This window comes from Weissella coleopterorum (assembly GCF_011304355.1).
In the GTDB taxonomy this organism is placed as follows: domain Bacteria; phylum Bacillota; class Bacilli; order Lactobacillales; family Lactobacillaceae; genus Weissella; species Weissella coleopterorum.
This window is the reverse complement of sequence record NZ_CP049888.1, coordinates 1,348,756-1,365,742: the sequence shown is the minus strand read 5'-3', so window position 1 is coordinate 1,365,742 and position 16,987 is coordinate 1,348,756. Positions and strand designations below refer to the sequence as shown.

15 protein-coding genes, 1 other RNA gene, 1 pseudogene and 1 riboswitch are annotated in these 16,987 nt (G+C 35.7%); of the genes and pseudogenes, 15 read left to right on the top strand and 2 right to left on the bottom strand.

Going from position 1 to position 16,987, the window contains the following annotated elements; translation table 11 throughout:
- Positions 1-39 precede the first annotated feature (39 nt).
- The 5 genes from ssrA to G7084_RS06945 all read left to right on the top strand — a co-directional run bounded on the left by ssrA (position 40) and on the right by G7084_RS06945 (position 6,436).
- Positions 40-400, top strand: a transfer-messenger RNA (tmRNA) gene (gene ssrA / locus G7084_RS06965).
- A 361-nt stretch (positions 401-761) separates the two neighbouring features.
- Positions 762-2,774, top strand: coding sequence for a MucBP domain-containing protein (locus tag G7084_RS06960; protein WP_166011265.1), 2,013 nt, complete (start codon positions 762-764; stop codon positions 2,772-2,774).
- A gap of 25 nt (positions 2,775-2,799) precedes the next feature.
- Positions 2,800-3,942, top strand: coding sequence for a Cna B-type domain-containing protein (locus G7084_RS06955; RefSeq protein WP_166011742.1), 1,143 nt, complete (start codon positions 2,800-2,802; stop codon positions 3,940-3,942).
- Between the two features lie 251 nt (positions 3,943-4,193).
- Entirely contained in the window at positions 4,194-5,498 is a 1,305-nt protein-coding gene (locus tag G7084_RS06950) for a BspA family leucine-rich repeat surface protein (protein WP_166011263.1), read from the top strand.
- Positions 5,498-6,436 (top strand): MucBP domain-containing protein, encoded by a 939-nt coding sequence (locus G7084_RS06945; protein ID WP_166011261.1) that lies wholly within the window; start codon positions 5,498-5,500, stop codon positions 6,434-6,436. The genes G7084_RS06950 and G7084_RS06945 overlap by 1 nt, the downstream gene beginning before the upstream one ends.
- Before the next feature lie 332 nt (positions 6,437-6,768).
- On the opposite strand, the gene G7084_RS06940 is transcribed toward G7084_RS06945, so the two are convergent.
- Positions 6,769-7,527: a helix-turn-helix transcriptional regulator gene (locus G7084_RS06940; protein WP_166011259.1), complete on the bottom strand. Its 759-nt coding sequence runs from the start codon at positions 7,525-7,527 to the stop codon at positions 6,769-6,771.
- A gap of 216 nt (positions 7,528-7,743) precedes the next feature.
- Positions 7,744-8,178, bottom strand: coding sequence for a hypothetical protein (locus G7084_RS06935; RefSeq protein ID WP_166011257.1), 435 nt, complete (start codon positions 8,176-8,178; stop codon positions 7,744-7,746).
- Positions 8,179-8,603: 425 nt separating this feature from the next.
- Here G7084_RS06935 and G7084_RS06930 point away from each other — a divergent pair, with 425 nt between their 5' ends.
- The 10 genes and pseudogenes from G7084_RS06930 (at position 8,604) to codA (ending at position 16,954) form a co-directional block, all read left to right on the top strand.
- Positions 8,604-9,293, top strand: a complete 690-nt coding sequence (locus G7084_RS06930; RefSeq protein ID WP_166011255.1) for a Crp/Fnr family transcriptional regulator — start codon at positions 8,604-8,606, stop codon at positions 9,291-9,293.
- 30 nt (positions 9,294-9,323) lie between these two features.
- Positions 9,324-9,857, top strand: coding sequence for a GNAT family N-acetyltransferase (locus G7084_RS06925; protein ID WP_166011254.1), 534 nt, complete (start codon positions 9,324-9,326; stop codon positions 9,855-9,857).
- Positions 9,858-10,041: 184 nt separating this feature from the next.
- Positions 10,042-10,362 carry a DMT family transporter gene (locus G7084_RS06920; protein ID WP_166011252.1) on the top strand — a complete coding sequence of 107 codons (321 nt, stop codon included), beginning with the start codon at positions 10,042-10,044 and terminating at the stop codon, positions 10,360-10,362.
- Positions 10,363-10,428: 66 nt separating this feature from the next.
- Positions 10,429-10,884: a MarR family winged helix-turn-helix transcriptional regulator gene (locus tag G7084_RS06915; RefSeq protein WP_166011249.1), complete on the top strand. Its 456-nt coding sequence runs from the start codon at positions 10,429-10,431 to the stop codon at positions 10,882-10,884.
- Between the two features lie 46 nt (positions 10,885-10,930).
- Entirely contained in the window at positions 10,931-11,422 is a 492-nt protein-coding gene (locus G7084_RS06910; protein ID WP_246163785.1) for a GNAT family N-acetyltransferase, read from the top strand.
- Between the two features lies 1 nt (position 11,423).
- Positions 11,424-12,117 (top strand): annotated as a pseudogene (locus G7084_RS06905) (B3/B4 domain-containing protein).
- Positions 12,118-12,181: 64 nt separating this feature from the next.
- Positions 12,182-12,278: riboswitch (purine riboswitch) on the top strand.
- A 151-nt stretch (positions 12,279-12,429) separates the two neighbouring features.
- On the top strand, positions 12,430-13,722 hold the full coding sequence (locus G7084_RS06900; protein ID WP_166011247.1) for a nucleobase:cation symporter-2 family protein: 1,293 nt from the start codon (positions 12,430-12,432) through the stop codon (positions 13,720-13,722).
- Between the two features lie 113 nt (positions 13,723-13,835).
- A complete protein-coding gene (locus tag G7084_RS06895) occupies positions 13,836-14,366 on the top strand; it encodes a GNAT family N-acetyltransferase (RefSeq protein ID WP_166011245.1) in 531 nt (176 codons plus the stop codon).
- A 243-nt stretch (positions 14,367-14,609) separates the two neighbouring features.
- Positions 14,610-15,641 carry an AI-2E family transporter gene (locus G7084_RS06890; RefSeq protein ID WP_166011243.1) on the top strand — a complete coding sequence of 344 codons (1,032 nt, stop codon included), beginning with the start codon at positions 14,610-14,612 and terminating at the stop codon, positions 15,639-15,641.
- Positions 15,642-15,718: 77 nt separating this feature from the next.
- Positions 15,719-16,954 carry a cytosine deaminase gene (gene codA / locus G7084_RS06885; protein ID WP_166011241.1) on the top strand — a complete coding sequence of 412 codons (1,236 nt, stop codon included), beginning with the start codon at positions 15,719-15,721 and terminating at the stop codon, positions 16,952-16,954.
- The last annotated feature ends 33 nt before the right edge of the window (positions 16,955-16,987 follow it).

The window sequence follows — 16,987 nt, the reverse complement described above, 5'->3', positions numbered from 1 at the left end:
TTCTTTTTATATCAAAATCAGCTATAATAAGGGGGTACGGGGGTCGTTCCGGAATCGACTAGTGCTGTTTGAGCTAATATTGCGTTTAGGGGTTGTGGCCCTATAATCCACTCAGACGAATTAACTGCAAAAAATTCAAACAACTTGGCTTTCGCTGCTTAATAACCAGTGAACCAAACTAACGCGACTGGTGACCATCCAGTTTAGTTAGTCATAATAATTATGGTCTGCGCGTAACACTCCCATCTGAAGTTGTTATGAAGAGGATAATCAGATTAGCCTAAAGGATCGCCTTGTTGATTGGCGTGCCGCGGGTGAAGTTTAAATTAATTAACTATGAACGTAGATGTATTAGTATCAAGGTACTAGGACAGGGGTTCAACTCCCCTCGGCTCCATAATATAAAACTAATTAACGTAAAAACAGGATACACAAACCTTTATATATCAACGTTTTAAATGATATAACGTAAATTAGGATAATCTAAATTACGTGGTTTTTGTGGTAAATATGTTGTGTTTTGCGTTTTTTTTGATTAAAAATTAAAGATTTGCCCGCTGGCATGTTCGCTCTGACTTAATTGTTGAAGCGATTTTTTTATGTAATTAAATCGGTTGTTTTAAGGTTACATTTGTTACATAATTCTATTAATATTTTAATGTTACCTGATAAAAAACCGGAAAATTATCGTCTATCTTTAGATATATAATTTAAAAATAATAAATGATAATTTTATGTAAATTACTTCGGGAGTAGGTAGTATGAAAACTAATATTGGAAAGTGCTTATTACTAAGCACAACGATCCTTGGCTTGATTAATCCTTTGGTGGCCTTGGCTGATACACAGACAAAAATGAGTTCAATTGATGCTGAAACGTTTCAAAGTAATTCTGATAAGCCTAGTAAAAACGTTAAAGATAATCTAAATAATGTTAAAAAAGCACCAATAAATAATCCGCTAGCAGTTCAAACATTTCCATGGGGAGATTCGGGATTGAATATTACTGTTGTGCCGGATAGTAGCGATGCCACCAAGTTGATTGTGCATGTTCCAGCGGGTGAAGTCACTAATCCAGAGCCAATTCATGATATTGATGGGTTACGGGATATTTTTGATAATAACGACACTGTTTATAAAATCGATGGGCCATTAAAAATTAATGGGGATGCCTCAATGTTATTTTCTGGAGGAGGTATTAATAAAAACAGTGGATTAAACCAAGTTGATGTATCAAATGTAACTATGATGCGGAATATGTTTGCGGGAGATGACAAATCCTATTTAGATTTTGCAAATCAGTTAGACAATTGGGATACCTCGAATGTAACGAATATGGCAGGTATGTTTAGTTTGGCTCATATTAATTCCGATGGATTTAATATGAAAAATTTTGATACTTCTAAAGTTACGGATATGGGCTGGATGTTTGCTACCGCGACGTTTGACCCAGAATCAATTAATAATAAAAATAAACCAATAACGGACGCAAAGTGGTCCGAATTAGATTTGAGTACTTGGAACACCTCGAATGTGACAGATATGGGAGTTATGTTTTCAGGAATGATAGGACTTAATGTATTAAATATAAGCAGTTTTGATACATCCAAAGCGAATACTTCGCTTTTTCTTAATGGTCTCGGTCTTTTCGAGGTGATTTTAGGAGATAAATTACAATTCCACCATAATGATGGTGAAATATATGACCCTGAATTGAAATATATGACTATTAATGAAAAAGCTGGCATAGAATATACGGGGAAGTGGCAAAACATTGGCGATGGGACGCCAGATTTTCCAAAGGGCAAAAACGTTTGGAGTGGGAAGGAATTCCAAGCTAACTACCAGGGCGACCGAGATGCAGGCGCGTATGTTTGGCAACCTGTGGTTAAACCGGGTGCGGATGTAACCGTCAAATATGTAAATGAAGACGGAAAGACGATCAGCCCCGATACTTCATTAAGTGGTGATATTAATGAACCATACACAGTAACCAAAAAGAATATATCTGGGTATATCTTTGAAAAATCGCAAGCTGGCAATGAGATAGGTAAATTTACCGATCAAGCTCAAACGGTTACGATGGTTTACAAAAAAGTTACCACCGCAACGCCAACAAAGCCGGTTGTCAATGGGAAAGTGACAGTTAAATATGTAGACGAGGCTAACCGAGAATTAGCCAAATCGGAAGCTTTGACTGGTAAAGCGGGAGATCATTATACGACGAAACAAAAAGATATTAGCGGCTACACGTTTAAAAAAGTCCAGGGCACAGAAAATGGTATCTTTAAGGCAAGTGGTCAAACAGTAACTTACGTTTATACTAAGAATCCTGAAAAAGGGGCGGATGTAACCGTCAAGTATATGGATGAGAATGGAAAAGCAATTGCCAAGTCAGAGACTAAGCGTGGAAATGTTGGCGATAAGTATACGACTGAAAAGAAAGAGCTTACTGGATATACTTTCAAGGAAGTTAAGGGATCAACCAACGGCGAGTTTACTGATAAGGCACAAACCGTGACATATATTTACACTAAGAATGATGAAAATAGTGTAAAGCCAAGTGAACCAGTTCAGCCGAATACACCGGATAACCAGACGGATTCAAATACTAATGCCAAGAACGAAACAACGAATAATGTTGTAAACCGGGTAGTTAATAATGTTGAAACGATGTTACCGAAGACTTCAGCACAAAAGTTGACACTAATTGGAATTGTGAGTGTTGTAATAGCTTCATTAGCTGGATTAGTCGTTTGGAAGAAAAGAAAGTAATCGATTTGAAAAGGGAAAACAAATTATGATGATTAGTCAGAATATAAATAAGCGAATTTTGAATATATTGGTAATGATTTTTGCCATGCTTGCAATGACTGGGTTACAACAATCAGTTCATGCAGAGAATGTCAAAGGAACATTAACAATTCATGAAGATTTAAATGATATTGATGCTAGCACGAAACAAGTTAAGTCAACTGTTGAAGTAACAGATGATCATAACGGAGCTAGCTATGTTAGTTCACCCTCACTTGCGGATTACTTTGATTATGTAGATGGTAAAATTAATGTGACAACTTCAACAATTAAATCTGTTACGCTCAAGGTAAATGGTGTTGAACAAACATTAAATGCTAGTCAATATCATTTTGTTGATAATAAAATTTATGCAGGCGTACAAACGAGTGGATTAGAAATCAATGATAGTGTCACGTCCAATATAAAAATGGCTAAAGGCGAACAAATAATCTTAACGGTTAATATTGATCGCAATAAAATCGAAAATAATAATGTGCTTTTTAGAACGAACGTTAATTATTATTGGAATTACATTAATACGATTGCGGTTGACGGGCAAAAAACTTGGGTTGATAATAACAACAAAAAAGGATTACGCCCGAATAACATTACAGTTAATCTATTGAGAAATGGAACTAAAATTGATAGTAAGGTGGTAGATGAGGCAGCTAATTGGAAGTATACCTTTATTGATTTACCGGTGTCAGATAAGGATAATAATCCGTACACATATACAATTAGTGAAAATACGGTCAATAATTATACAACTAAGATCGATGGTAATAATTTAACAAATACTTTAGTTGATAACGACCCAAGCACTAATACACCAACAATGCCTGCAAATCCAAGCACCAATACACCAACGAAGCCCGCGAATCCTGGGACCAATACACCAACGAAACCGACAGTTGATAATAACGATAAAACACATGATGAAACTGATGGCAATGTTGTAGGTGGTGATACAAATAGTAGTTCAGATTTAGGAACTACAAATTCAAAGAATCAAAAATCTAAAAATGTTGAAAAAAATAATCGTACTTTATTACCAAAGACAGGTGCACAAAATTTGACGTTAGCTGGGATTGTGAGTGTTATGCTAGCTTCAATGTCTGGATTGGTAGTTTGGAAGAAAAGTAAATAAAATAGATTAATAATAATTGCTTTGACTTAACTGTTGAAGCTTTTTTGTTAGAACTTGTAATGCAAACGTAAGTCATAAAATTCAGTTATTTAAAAAATACAAAAAGTAACAAATGTAACGCAATTAAAACAAAAATTACGCTTATATCGTGAAATAAGCAATATTAATATACGCCATTTTTAATATATAATTTCAGAGTTGATATTAAATGAAACTTAAAATTGTTAATTTATTAATTAGGAGTATTAAAAATGAAAATAAGTAAGTATTTATTATTAAGCACTACTATTTTAGGATTGATGAATCCTTTGGTGGCCTTAGCTGATGAACAATCGAATATTGGTAGTAATTCAAGTAGTCAAAGTTCATCCGAATCGATTAACAAAAACAATCATAAATCCACTCAAAAAAATATTCAGCAAAATAATAATAACGTTGATGCACAAACTAACAAAGCAACTTCAGAAACTGAAGATGCAACAGTAAATGGATTACCTTACTCGTATGATGCAACAACGAAGACGGTGACTTATCATGCTGGCACATATACTGCCAATGGAGGAGCGGATGTAGTTAATAACGGATTACTTGAAGATATCCAAAATGCAGAACACGTGAAATTTGATGGAAAAGTAAAAATTATTGCTAACAATAATGACACAATTGAACTATTCACTAATTCTACCAAAGCTACTGTGATTGAAGGTATGAATAATATTGATACGTCTAATTTAACAAACTTTAATTATCTTTTTGCGGAAACATCGTACGAATCATTAGATTTATCTAACTTTGATTCATCTCAAGTAGTTTCATTTTGGGGTACGTTCTATCATATGCGCAATCTAAAAAGTTTGGATGTTTCTCATTTGGATACAGCAAATGGTAAGCATTTTGACCGGATGTTTTCAGGGATGGGAAATATTAAGGAATTAGATGTGTCCAATTTTAATACGTCAAATGGAGTCAGTTTCACGTATATGTTTGCCATGACTCCATATATATCAAATTTAGACGTTTCCAATTTTGATATGGCTAATGCTAAGACTGTCACGAGTATGTTCTCGTATGATGCCTCATTAAAAACCGTCAAAACTGGAGCATGGGATTTATCACATGTTAATGCTTTAAACAGTATGTTTCGTAAGGATACCAGTTTGACCTCAGTTGATATTGAAAATTGGACGACTGGGCAACTTATTGGTGTGAGAAATATGTTTAATGGCGCATCATCAATTAAAAAATTGGATATTTCTAAAATTGATATGACCAATAATGAAATGTTGACGTTAGATCATGAAAATATTGAAAGTGATACATATACTCAAGGCTTAACGGGAATGTTAGCCGATATGTCACAGTTAGAAGAATTAAAAATAGGACCGAAAAACAATTTAAACAGCGTAGGTTGGGGGGAAAAAAGTACAATGTTGGTTTGCCTGAAGCGGGTAAACAAAATCTCAATGGGTATCAATATCATGGGAATTGGCGTAACGTTGGTTCAGGATCCGCCGATACCCCCACTGGTGAAAATTCATGGACATCAGCTGATCTGATGAATAATTTTAATGGTGCAAAAGATGCAGATACCTACGTGTGGGAACCTGTGAAGGGTGCGCACGTCACGGTTAAATATGTTGATGAAACCGGAAAGGCTTTAGCTCAAGACAATACATTAAAAGGTAATATCGGTAGAACATATACCGCAGAAAAACAGACAATTCCAGGTTTTGTTTTCCAATCTGCAAAAGCTGGCAATGAGACAGGTAAATTTACCGATCAAGCTCAAACGGTCACGATGGTTTACAAAAAAGTTACCACCGCAACGCCTACAAAGCCAGTTGTCAATGGGAAAGTGACAGTTAAATATGTAGACGAGGCCAACCGAGAATTAGCCAAGACAGAAGCTTTGACTGGTAAAGCGGGAGACCATTATACGACGAAACAAAAAGATATTAATGGCTACACGATTAAAAAAGTCCAAGGTACAGAAAATGGTATCTTTAAGGCTAGTGATCAAACAGTAACGTACGTTTATACTAAGAATCCTAAAAAAGGGGCGGATGTAACCGTCAAGTATACGGATGAAAATGGTCAGGAGCTTGCCAAATCAGAAGTGAAGACTGGAAATATTGGCGATAAGTATACGACTGCTAAGAAAGAGCTTACTGGATATACCTTCAAGGAAGTTAAGGGATCAACCAACGGAGAGTTTACTGACAAGGCACAGACTGTGACTTATATTTACACTAGGAATGACGACAATACCGTAAAACCAAGTGACCCAGCAAAACCTGATATACCGGATCATTCCGATGATACAGATCAGCCCGCAGATAATAATTCAACGGTCAATAACGTTGTCAATAATGTGGTTGAGCGCGTTCAAACGATGTTGCCAAAGACGTCGACTGAAAAGGTCACCCTAGTTGGAATTGTGAGTGTTGGATTAGCTTCATTGGCCGGATTAGTAGTTTGGAAGAAGCGCAAATAATAATTTAGCAACATTCTATTGATAATTATATAAAGTAAAGATAGGGCTGTTTGTTAAAAATTAAGTATTACGATTAATATATTTAAAAAAGCCAAGCGATGAATTCACTTGGCTTTTTTATTATCTCCGCCCGTGGAGTGTAAAAATCAATATGGGCTTAGGTCATCGAATTAAATACTGCCGTTTTTTAAACGTGATAGGGCTTATTTGAGTAAATATGGTCATAATAAAAAAATTATTTATTTGAGGCGTAGACACTATATTTATCTGTAGTGCTTTACCTGCTTAATTGATGTCGTAATTCGGGAGGAGAGGTTCAATAACTGCTCTCTTTATTGTATTACTAATTCTTGAATTGCATGGTTAGAATGGATTTTATTTTTTAATTTATCTTCAGATGACATATTTAAACTTAAATTATCGTGGCTTTTAGAATGAACTAAGCGATCAATAGCAGAGATATTACTTTTGATAATTGAATTTACGGAATTACCAGGCACAAATCGGGCAATTTTAACATAGCTGCCTTTGTGGTAAGCCATCACATAGGGATCATCTAATCCTGGATTAAGCCCGGTAGATAAAGTTAATTTAGACCATTGTGTCCCCATCTCATTGTCAGAAAACCATTTAGTCCATTTTCCATCTTGAGCATTATTTGGATTAGTAATTTTATTATTGGGGGCTTTAGTATAGGCTACTGAATATTGTAAAAAAGGATCAAATCGATCGATCGTATCAATTCCTTTTTGATAGCCCAGTATTAAAATACTGATCCATAAAATAAGTAATAATATAATGGAACTAAGGATCATTGTCGCTTTTTTATATCTACGCTTTAAAGATAAATCTTGATTGATTGTTTCGGCAATAGTTTCTTTTGTATGCATAAGTTCTTCTCCAAATAGTATTTTTTCAAAAGAAATGTCGAAGACAGCACTCAATGCACGTAAAACTTCTAAGCTGGGATAATTTTTCCCATTTTCCCACGCCGAAATCGTCTGACGGCTAACGTGAATTAAATTTGCCAGTTCTTTTTGAGTCATATTATGATCGACCCTTAATTTTTTGATATCATGCTGAAAACTCATATCCTCACCTCTTTCATATTTTATTAAAGACTACTTTGTGTCTGATTAAAAGCAATTAGTACTGGCACATGCAAAGCAAGCGATACTTGCTCGGAAATAGGAACAATATCAAGCATCCAAATTAAATTGATAATACGTTGATGGCATAGTAGTAATGCCCATTAATAGCGCCCTATATAAAAAAACCGTAGTTATTAAATTATAACGAACGGTTTTCTATTTAGTAATTTTAGATTGATATTTATCAGCGGAATCTTTTTTGTCGCGATGGAATAGGCGCTTGAAGTTATTCGCAAATGAGAAGGCCTTCTTATGAAGATTGAATTTTTGCCATGTAGTTAATTCAGGGAGCATTTCGTTATGATAATTCTGTAAATCTACAATCGCTTTTGCAATATTTTTATAACAAATATAATTGTAATCACCATAACCGATTTCGAGATGCATATCATCATCGCTGAGCGCCATGATTTGCATAAAAAGACTGTCATTGATCGGTACGTTTGGCGTTATAATAACAAAGTCCTCTGCAGTACTGGCAATTGTATGGACCAATTGAGCAATTTTCAGATCTGTAATTTCAGCATCGGAATATTGAACTTCTTGGTCGTTTTTTGAATCATAATGTATTAAACTAAATTTATTTTCCATAGTCGAATTATAACATTCTGGATTGAAGGGGCTAGCGACAATTGTCACCTTCAAGATTATTACTGATGAAATTATTTCTAATTTCTTAAGCTGAAGTCTATATTGTTTAATTCAGTTAACTCTCCCGACCTGCGTAAAATGTTTTATTAATAATTCGGTTATGCAAAATCTATTAGCCCATAAGTGACAAATGTAAACAAATTACAAACGTAAAATGTCGAGTTTTTGTGCAAAATTAAAAATATAACTCAGATACAGTGGATATATAATGTTAATATGGAAAACTGAGTAAATTATTTGTAGATTATGAAGGTTAATGTAAGAACATAAATTATTTGAGATACTAACATAATAGGGTTTGGTAATTGGAATAAATATTGATTAATATGAAAGATTTTAATTTTTATAAGGGGTGCAACGACACGATGGTCACAGAACAAGAATATATTGAGTATTTAATTCAGCAAATAAATATGTTACCGTACAATGACGTTAAAGAGGTTACGTTGAAGCGGAAAGAATATTTAGTTCGTGCAGGTGAAGATTTAGGTGATATTTATATTATGAAACAGGGGGTTGTTATTACTTCTTTGAAGGGCGCCAATGAAAGACTGGTTAATCTTAAATATATGATTGATCCCGGAATTGTGACACTTTTAACCGAGGAAGAATCTGGTGGTAGAAATAAACAACCTGTTGATGTTTTAGTAGATTCAACACAGGCAACGTTTTTACAAGTAAATCGTGAAAAATTTTGGAAGCTGTTCAATCAGGATGCAAAATTGTCGGAGTATTTGAAATTATATTACCGTCGCAAAATTAATGAATATATTAATCAAATTAGGGTGCAAACGAGCAATAATAAAACTGGTAATGTATGTGCTTTTTTGTATGAATGTGGGCAACTTTTTGGAAAGCCATCCGAAAACGAAACTGTGGTAATTAAACACCGAATTACGCAAGGAACAATTGCGGAATTTTGTGGAATTACGACACGAAACTCTGTGTCACGTATTATGTTAAATTTATCAAAATTAAATATAATTGATAATTCGGGTAAATATATTCTTATTAGAGACATGCATTATTTAAAAGGGTATGTTCAAAAAAATTAAAGAAGTGATTGAATCTTTGAGGGGGAAACTATGCCAGCGATCTATCTGAGAAAAGCGAAGCAACAAGATCTGGATAAAATTGAGCAGCTGATTCAAGGAGCCAAGCAAAAGTTGGCGATCGATCGAATCCCACAATGGCAAGGGAATTATCCCCAAAAGCAGGATTTATTAACTGATATCAAAAAAGGGATGACATATTTATTGATATTGGATCAACAAATTGTGGGGACAGCGACATTGTTAACAACACCGGATCCGAATTATCGGAAAATTTATCAGGGTACTTGGCGAGGGTCAAACGAAGCTTACGCAACAATTCATCGTGTAGCAATTAGCGGTCAACAAGCTGGGCAACATTTAGGAGATTTCTTATTTAGTAATTTAATGAGTGTGGCCGTTAATTTGGGATTTAAAGAAATTAGAATTGACACACACCAACAAAATTTAAGAATGCAACACATTATTGAAAAAACAAAATTTTTTGCGGCTGGTATTGTGTATATGGATGCTGATCCAAATGATCAGCGTGTGGTATACCAATTATTTTTAGAAACCGATGTGTAATTACCTAGTTGAATAAATGAAGATCTTAAAATAGAAATTTATGCCAACAGTATCAAAATAAGTTATAATATATAATCAATTGAATCAAAGAGCATCACCGGGTGCTTGGGACTGCTTAAACTCATTAGGTCATAGAAGAGTTTAACTAGTCCTTTTTTTGTAATTTTAAAAGGAGGATCAAGAGATGACGTGGTTTTATTTAATATTAGGGGGGCTTTTTGAAGTCGTATGGGCGACTACGATGAAATTAAGCCAAGGATTCACACATTTGGGATATAGTATGCTGACATTGATGGGGATGGTGTTGAGTTTTGGCTTTTTAGCTTTAGCAGTTAAACATCTTCCGCTCAGTATTGGTTATCCTGTTTGGACTGGAATTGGTGCAGTGGGATCGATTTTAGTCGGGTTGATTTTTTTCAAGGATCAAATCAACCCGTTGACATGGTTATTTATTGGCATGTTAATAGTAGGTATTATTGGAATTAAAATTACAAGTGGTCATTGAACTTTAGTTGCATTTGCAACTAAAGTGAAGTAGAATTTATTTTAATCGAGCGGAGGTGAAAATATTTTGGATCAAACGTTTTTACGAAACATTGGAACTATTGCGCGAGCACTAGATTCGATAAGCAATATTGAATTTAAAGAAATTGAATTGGCTCGGGGACAGTACTTATACTTAAGTCGGATTACCGAAAATCCTGGGATAACTCAAATTCAATTATCGGAGTTATTGTGTGTGGATAAGACTACGACTAATCGAGCGATTACTCGATTGGTAGAACAAAATATAATTATAAAAAAAATAAATCCCATGAATCGGAAAAATCAACAGTTATATTGCTCCCAGAAAGGGCGAGAGTTGTATGATATGTTAGTTCGTGAAAGTGATTATTCCACCCAAGTAGCACTGCAAGGATTGTCACCAGATGAAATTCAAGTAATGGATAAATTGTTGAAGAGAGTTACCCAGAATGTAGTGCAAGATTGGCAAGATGTTAAAAAGGGTTATAAAAGAATATATTAAGAGGTCAAAAATGACAATTCAAATTAAGCCAGTCGGACTGCATTAGGTGAACTTATTACAGGAAATTAGTCGAGCAACGTTTATGGAAACGTTTGGTCCATATAATTCAGCTGAAAATATTGAAAAATATGTGCAAATGGCATACCATCCTGAAATATTAAAAGCAGAAATAGCAAATCCCCTAAGTCAATTTTTCTTTATCTTATTGAATAACCAATTAGCAGGTTATTTAAAATTGAATTTTGGCTCAGCGCAGTCGGAGCCGCAAACACAAAATTGGATGGAAGTGGAGCGGATTTACGTTAGGCAGGTCTTTCATCAAAAAGGCTTAGGAAAAAGTTTGATGAATTATGCTTTAGAAATCGGGAGAAAAGCGGATAAAGAAACCGTTTGGTTGGGGGTGTGGGAACATAATCAAACGGCTTTACAGTTTTATCAGAGTCAAGGGTTCAGCCCATTTAGTGAACATATTTTTGAACTAGGTGGGAGTGCTCAACGCGATCTACTATTAAAATATAAGTTAAAAGGGGCAAAATAATATGACAGCATTAGTAATTGATCAGGATTTTTTTAATATTTTTCCGGAGGCTAATATTTTTGCCTTAGTGGTGAAGGGAGTTGACAATCATTCATCGGCAGAACGAGAAATTCGAAGTAAACAATTGTTAGATGAAGCTATGGAAATTTCTAAAAAATTTTTATCAGAAGATGACTTCAAGGAGAATGCCGTTATTCAAGAGTGGCGACAAGTCTTTACTAATTTTAAAAAGAAAAAAGGGGGCCCGCTCATCGATTGAAGCATTGCTGAAACGAGTTGGTCAGGGGAAAAAGTTAGCACCCATTAATCCATTGGTGGATATCTATAACAGTATCTCGTTAGAATTTGGGGTACCTTGTGGTGGTGAAGATTTGGCAGCAGTAGAAGTACCGATGCACTTAGGCTTAGCCCAGGGCGGTGAAGCTTTCATTCCCGTGGGGGCTGATGAATCAGAACCGGCTCTCCCAGAAGAATTAATTTATTATGATGCACGGGGAGCGGTTTGTCGTTCCTTAAATTGGCGCGATGCGCAGCGAACGATGTTAACAGAAACCACACAAGATGCGATTTTGATTATTGAAGGAATAACTGAGATACAGAAAGAACGTGGAGCAGAGGCGATTCGTGCGCTTCAAGCACGAATTGAAAAAGAGTTGGGCGTGCAGGGTGAAATTTTGACATTGGCAGCTGAATAAATTTCGTTAAAGTAAATTGTGAAAAAGGCTTGCCATTCACCGGTTGATCTTTTATAATGAAAAAAATTAATAACAATGAATGTTTAGTATAATCGTTGGAGAATGGCCAACGAGTTCCTACCTGCACCGAAACGCAGACTACTAAATGAAGTTTTTTGCGCACCCATTCACTATGTTTGGGTGCGTTTTTGTAATCACTTTTTCATTCATGAACAGCAAAAGCAGCGATGCTTATTTGGTGTTGGTGGGGGTGTTTGCGATGAACGACGATTGTACGAGCATTCAAGCACGCACCAGAGGAGATTTAAAGTGATGGATCAGGTAAGTAAGCCGAAGTTTTTGCAATCAATTATTCTGGGGCTCCAGCATGTCTTAGCCATGTATGCGGGTGGAATTTTGGTTCCTTTATTGATTGGAGCCGCACTGCATTTTACACCGCAACAAATGACTTATTTGATTTCAGTTGACATTTTTATGACTGGAATTGGAACACTTTTACAATTAAAGGCAACAAGGTTAACGGGGATTGCAATGCCCGTGGTTTTAGGCTCTGCGATTCAATCAGTTTCACCTTTAATTAATATTGGAGGCACTTTAGGGATTGGTGCCATGTATGGAGCCACGATCTCAGCAGGAATTTTTGTATTTTTAATCGCGGGCTTATTTGCCAAATTACGCAGCTTTTTCCCGCCCGTTGTGACGGGTTCGTTGATTACGGTGATTGGATTATCATTAATTCCAGTTGCGGTGACTAAGATCGGTGGTGGCGATATTGCAGCGAAAAGTTTTGGAAATATGACGGACTTATCAATTGCCGCAGTAACTATTATAGTGACTATTATTTTAAATATTTTCACCAGAGGTTTCTTGAAATCAATTGCCATTTTATTAGGAATTATTATGGGAACGATTTATGCGGGATTGATTGGACAAGTTTCCTTGCAAGCAGTTGCAGATGCATCATGGGTCCATTTACCAGTGCCATTTTTTATGGGAGTACCAACTTTTCACGCTTCAGCCATGATAACTATGATTATTATTGCCTTAACATCCATGATTGAATCGACCGGAGTGTATTTTGCTATTGCGGATATTACGGGTACTAAGTTAACTGAAAAAAGTATGGCCCGTGGTTATCGTGCCGAGGGTCTGGCTGTGATCTTGTCGGGGATTTTTAGCACCTTTCCGTACTCGACTTTTTCTCAAAATGTGGGGGTGGTTCGGCTTTCAGGAGTTCGTTCGAAGCAACCAATTTACTCAGCAGCTTTCATTTTAATTATTGTGGGGATGTTACCAAAGTTTGGGGCTTTAGCTACGATTATCCCAGATCCAGTTTTGGGTGGAGCGATGCTAATTTTATTTGGAACAATCGGAGTACAAGGAACAACAATTATGCGTTCAGTTGATTTTAGTATGGAACGTAATTTAATGATTGCGGCTTTATCAATTGGAGCAGGAATTGGAATTTCGGCATATCCACAATTGTTCCAGCATATGCCTACCATGCTCAACATTGTAATTCAAAATGCGGTTGTTGTTACAGCAGTCTTGGCCGTTGGTCTGAATATGATCTTACCCGGGCGGGAAACAAAAATTATAGAGTAAGATTGTGAGATATTTGGAGTCATTATGTAGACTTGAAACTTGAGGGATCTTCCGTTAGAATTTATTCTTAATACATCCAGTTTTTAAGAATAAATTAAATGGGGGGACTTAAAATGCAAATTAAACCACTTGAACAACAAGACTGGTCTGCATGGCAAGCTATTTACGAAGAAGCCTTTCCAATCGCGGAACGCTTTGATTTTGAAGAATTGGTAAATCTAACGCATGAAAATGCAAAAATTCATTTATCGAAATTAGTTGAAAATGACCAATTGGTCGGATTGTTATGTCATGTTGATTTATCTGATCAAAAAGGATTTATCTTATATTTTGCCACTCAGGCACAACAACGTGGTCGAGGACTGGGCGGTAAGGCTTTAGCTGCAATGAAAGAGCTGTATCCTGCCGGCTTTATTTTGGAAAGTGAATTAACTGAGACAACAGCTGAAAATGAGACACAAAGACAAGCACGGTTCCGATTCTATGAACGAAATGGCGTGAAGGCTTCAGATACTATTTCTCATAATATGGGCGGCGACTTTCATCTAATGCGCTCCACCACAGATATTGATAGTAATCATTACTTAGAAGCCATTGATATGTTTGGAATTGTCGCCAAATTAAGTAAAGTGGAATCAAAATAAAATAAAAGCTCTAGGTAAATTACTAGGGCTTTTTAATTTGTTTTTCTCAAAATTATGTTAGAACAGCAAACTTTTCAAATAATGTTGGTAAAGTCTATTAAAATAGTTGATAATACTAATTTGTTAGGTTAAATTATTAAAAAGTGAAAAATCCATTAAGAATAATGTATTTAATGAATTCGGTAGAAAATTGACTTGGGATAAGGTTGTTACAGTTAACTATTTAGGAAGAGGGAGCTAAAAATGGAAGACATTAAAAATTGGTGGTTTAATGACCGCACACAAAGGTATCTAACGTTGATTTTTATGATTGGGGTAATTTATTTATTTCGTTCATTTATGCCAACAATTTTGTTAATTATTATTTTTGCTTCAATTGGAATTTCAGGTGGACGTTGGATCAAGAAATGGACTAAATTACCATATGTAGTAGGCGTTACGATCTTTTATATCATAATTATTTTTGGATTATTTTTGATAACATCGTTTGTTGCGCCAATGTTTTACAAAGAAGTGGTGAGTTTGATTCAATCAATCATCCATGCTTATGAGAAGTCACCTAAATTGGCTGATCAAGTGAATGATTATTTAGCAAAAACGAATTTGGATGACAAAATTACAAGTGGATTGACTTCCGTCCTGCATGTTAGTTTACAAACCTTGCAAGGCTTGTGGAAGGGGATCACGGAAACGGTCCTAGCGCTTTTATTAAGTTTTGTATATGCAATTAGTTTAAATCCGTTAAAGAAGTTTGGTCGGCGTTTTCAAACCTCAGAATTCCCACGTTTTTTCAGTAATATTTTCGAATTATCTAATAAATTCGTATATATTTTAGGGCAAATTATTCGGGTGCAAATTGTGATCGATTTAGTGAATACCACTTTATCAGTTTTAGGGTTCTTAGTCTTAGGTATGCCTTCTGCTTTGGTCTTAGGGAGCATGGTCTTGGTGTTGGGATTGATTCCCGTTGCAGGGGTGTTAATTTCGATGATACCACTTACGATTGTAGCCTTTTCAGCGGGCGGATGGATTTTGGCTGGAGAGGTTTTGGCCTTTATTTTGGTCATCCATACGTTTGAAGCGTACGTGTTACATCCAAAATTAATGGCATCGCGTTCTGATTTACCAGTTTTTGTCACATTTATTTCTTTGATTGTTATGGAACGGATTTTGGGACCTTGGGGCTTGATTTTAGGGGTGCCAATTGTGGCATTTTTCTTAGACGTTTTTGACGTTCATGCTTTTTCAAAAAATATGAATGATAAAAACAGCTAAAATAGTAGTTTTATTCCTTAATTTATTGTACAATTATCCGAATGAAACCGATTTCTTTGAGTGAAAGTGAGTTGAAAATGCTAATTAAACAAGTTTCTATCGAAAATAGTTCGGAATTGTATGATATTCAAATTGTAGATAATTTAATTACGGCAATTGCTAAGGAAATTACACCAAAATCAAATGAAGAAATACTTGATGCAATAGGTTGTGTCGTTATCCCGCCGTTTGTTGATCCGCATGTGCACCTTGATTCAACTCAAACTGCAGGTGAACCAGAGTGGAATGAAAGTGGCACTTTATTTGACGGAATCCGCATTTGGTCAGAGCGAAAGCAAACCTTAAGCCATGCTGATGTCAAAACACGAGCTTTGAAAACGTTGCGATTACAAGCTGAACATGGGTTACAATTTGTTCGATCTCACGTAGATGTTACAGATCCAGATTTAATTGCTCTGAGAGCTTTGTTAGAGGTTCGTGAAGAAGTTAAGCCTTGGATGGAACTACAACTAGTTGCTTTCCCACAAGAAGGAATTCTATCTTTTCCACATGGAAAAGAGTTAATGGAGCAGGCTGCACAGTTAGGTGTTGATGCATTGGGAGCGATCCCGCATTTTGAATTTAATCGAGAATATTCGGTGGAGTCAATTCACTTTGTTTTTGAACTTGCACAAAAATATAACTTATTGATCGATGCTCATACGGACGAGATTGATGATCCAGCCTCAAGAAGTTTAGAGACGATGGCAACCTTGGCCTTAGAAACGGGCCTTAAAGCAAGAGTTACTGCTTCACATACCACTGCGATGGGTTCATATAATGATGCATATATGTATAAACTTATGCGGCTTTTAAAGTTGGCTAATTTAAACTTTGTTGCGAATCCATTGATTAATATGTACCTAGGTGGACGGTTTGATACTTATCCAAAGCGTCGTGGTTTGACACGAGTAAAGGAGCTGGATCAAGAGGATATTAATGTGGCTTTTGGTGAAGATGATATCAAGGATCCTTGGTACCCTATGGGGAACGGAAATATGATGGATGTTTTACACATGGGACTGCATGCCACTCAAATTATGGGACATCAAGAAATTATGGATTCATATCGTTTTATTACTAAGAATGGAGCGAAGACCTTACAGGTCGAGGATCATTATGGAATTGAAGTGGGTAAACCGGCTTCATTTTTAATTTTAAATGCTCCGAATTTTTACGAAGCTTTGAACCAACGAGCTGAAATTTTATATTCGATTCATAACGGGAATATTTTATTAACCACGCAACCGGCAACCATCGATCTAAATTTTTAGTTTAATCAAGTCAGTTTATAAAAAAGGTAAAAC

What these genes read in the sequence shown, in the direction of transcription:
- G7084_RS06960 (WP_166011265.1), top strand. Translation starts at nt 762, where the DNA reads ATGAAAACTAATATTGGAAAGTGCTTATTACTAAGCACAACGATCCTT.
- G7084_RS06955 (WP_166011742.1), top strand. Translation starts at nt 2,800, where the DNA reads ATGATGATTAGTCAGAATATAAATAAGCGAATTTTGAATATATTGGTA.
- G7084_RS06950 (WP_166011263.1), top strand. Translation starts at nt 4,194, where the DNA reads ATGAAAATAAGTAAGTATTTATTATTAAGCACTACTATTTTAGGATTG.
- G7084_RS06945 (WP_166011261.1), top strand. Translation starts at nt 5,498, where the DNA reads ATGAATAATTTTAATGGTGCAAAAGATGCAGATACCTACGTGTGGGAA.
- G7084_RS06940 (WP_166011259.1), bottom strand. Translation starts at nt 7,527, where the DNA reads ATGAGTTTTCAGCATGATATCAAAAAATTAAGGGTCGATCATAATATG.
- G7084_RS06935 (WP_166011257.1), bottom strand. Translation starts at nt 8,178, where the DNA reads ATGGAAAATAAATTTAGTTTAATACATTATGATTCAAAAAACGACCAA.
- G7084_RS06930 (WP_166011255.1), top strand. Translation starts at nt 8,604, where the DNA reads ATGGTCACAGAACAAGAATATATTGAGTATTTAATTCAGCAAATAAAT.
- G7084_RS06925 (WP_166011254.1), top strand. Translation starts at nt 9,324, where the DNA reads ATGCCAGCGATCTATCTGAGAAAAGCGAAGCAACAAGATCTGGATAAA.
- G7084_RS06920 (WP_166011252.1), top strand. Translation starts at nt 10,042, where the DNA reads ATGACGTGGTTTTATTTAATATTAGGGGGGCTTTTTGAAGTCGTATGG.
- G7084_RS06900 (WP_166011247.1), top strand. Translation starts at nt 12,430, where the DNA reads ATGGATCAGGTAAGTAAGCCGAAGTTTTTGCAATCAATTATTCTGGGG.
- G7084_RS06895 (WP_166011245.1), top strand. Translation starts at nt 13,836, where the DNA reads ATGCAAATTAAACCACTTGAACAACAAGACTGGTCTGCATGGCAAGCT.
- G7084_RS06890 (WP_166011243.1), top strand. Translation starts at nt 14,610, where the DNA reads ATGGAAGACATTAAAAATTGGTGGTTTAATGACCGCACACAAAGGTAT.
- codA (WP_166011241.1), top strand. Translation starts at nt 15,719, where the DNA reads ATGCTAATTAAACAAGTTTCTATCGAAAATAGTTCGGAATTGTATGAT.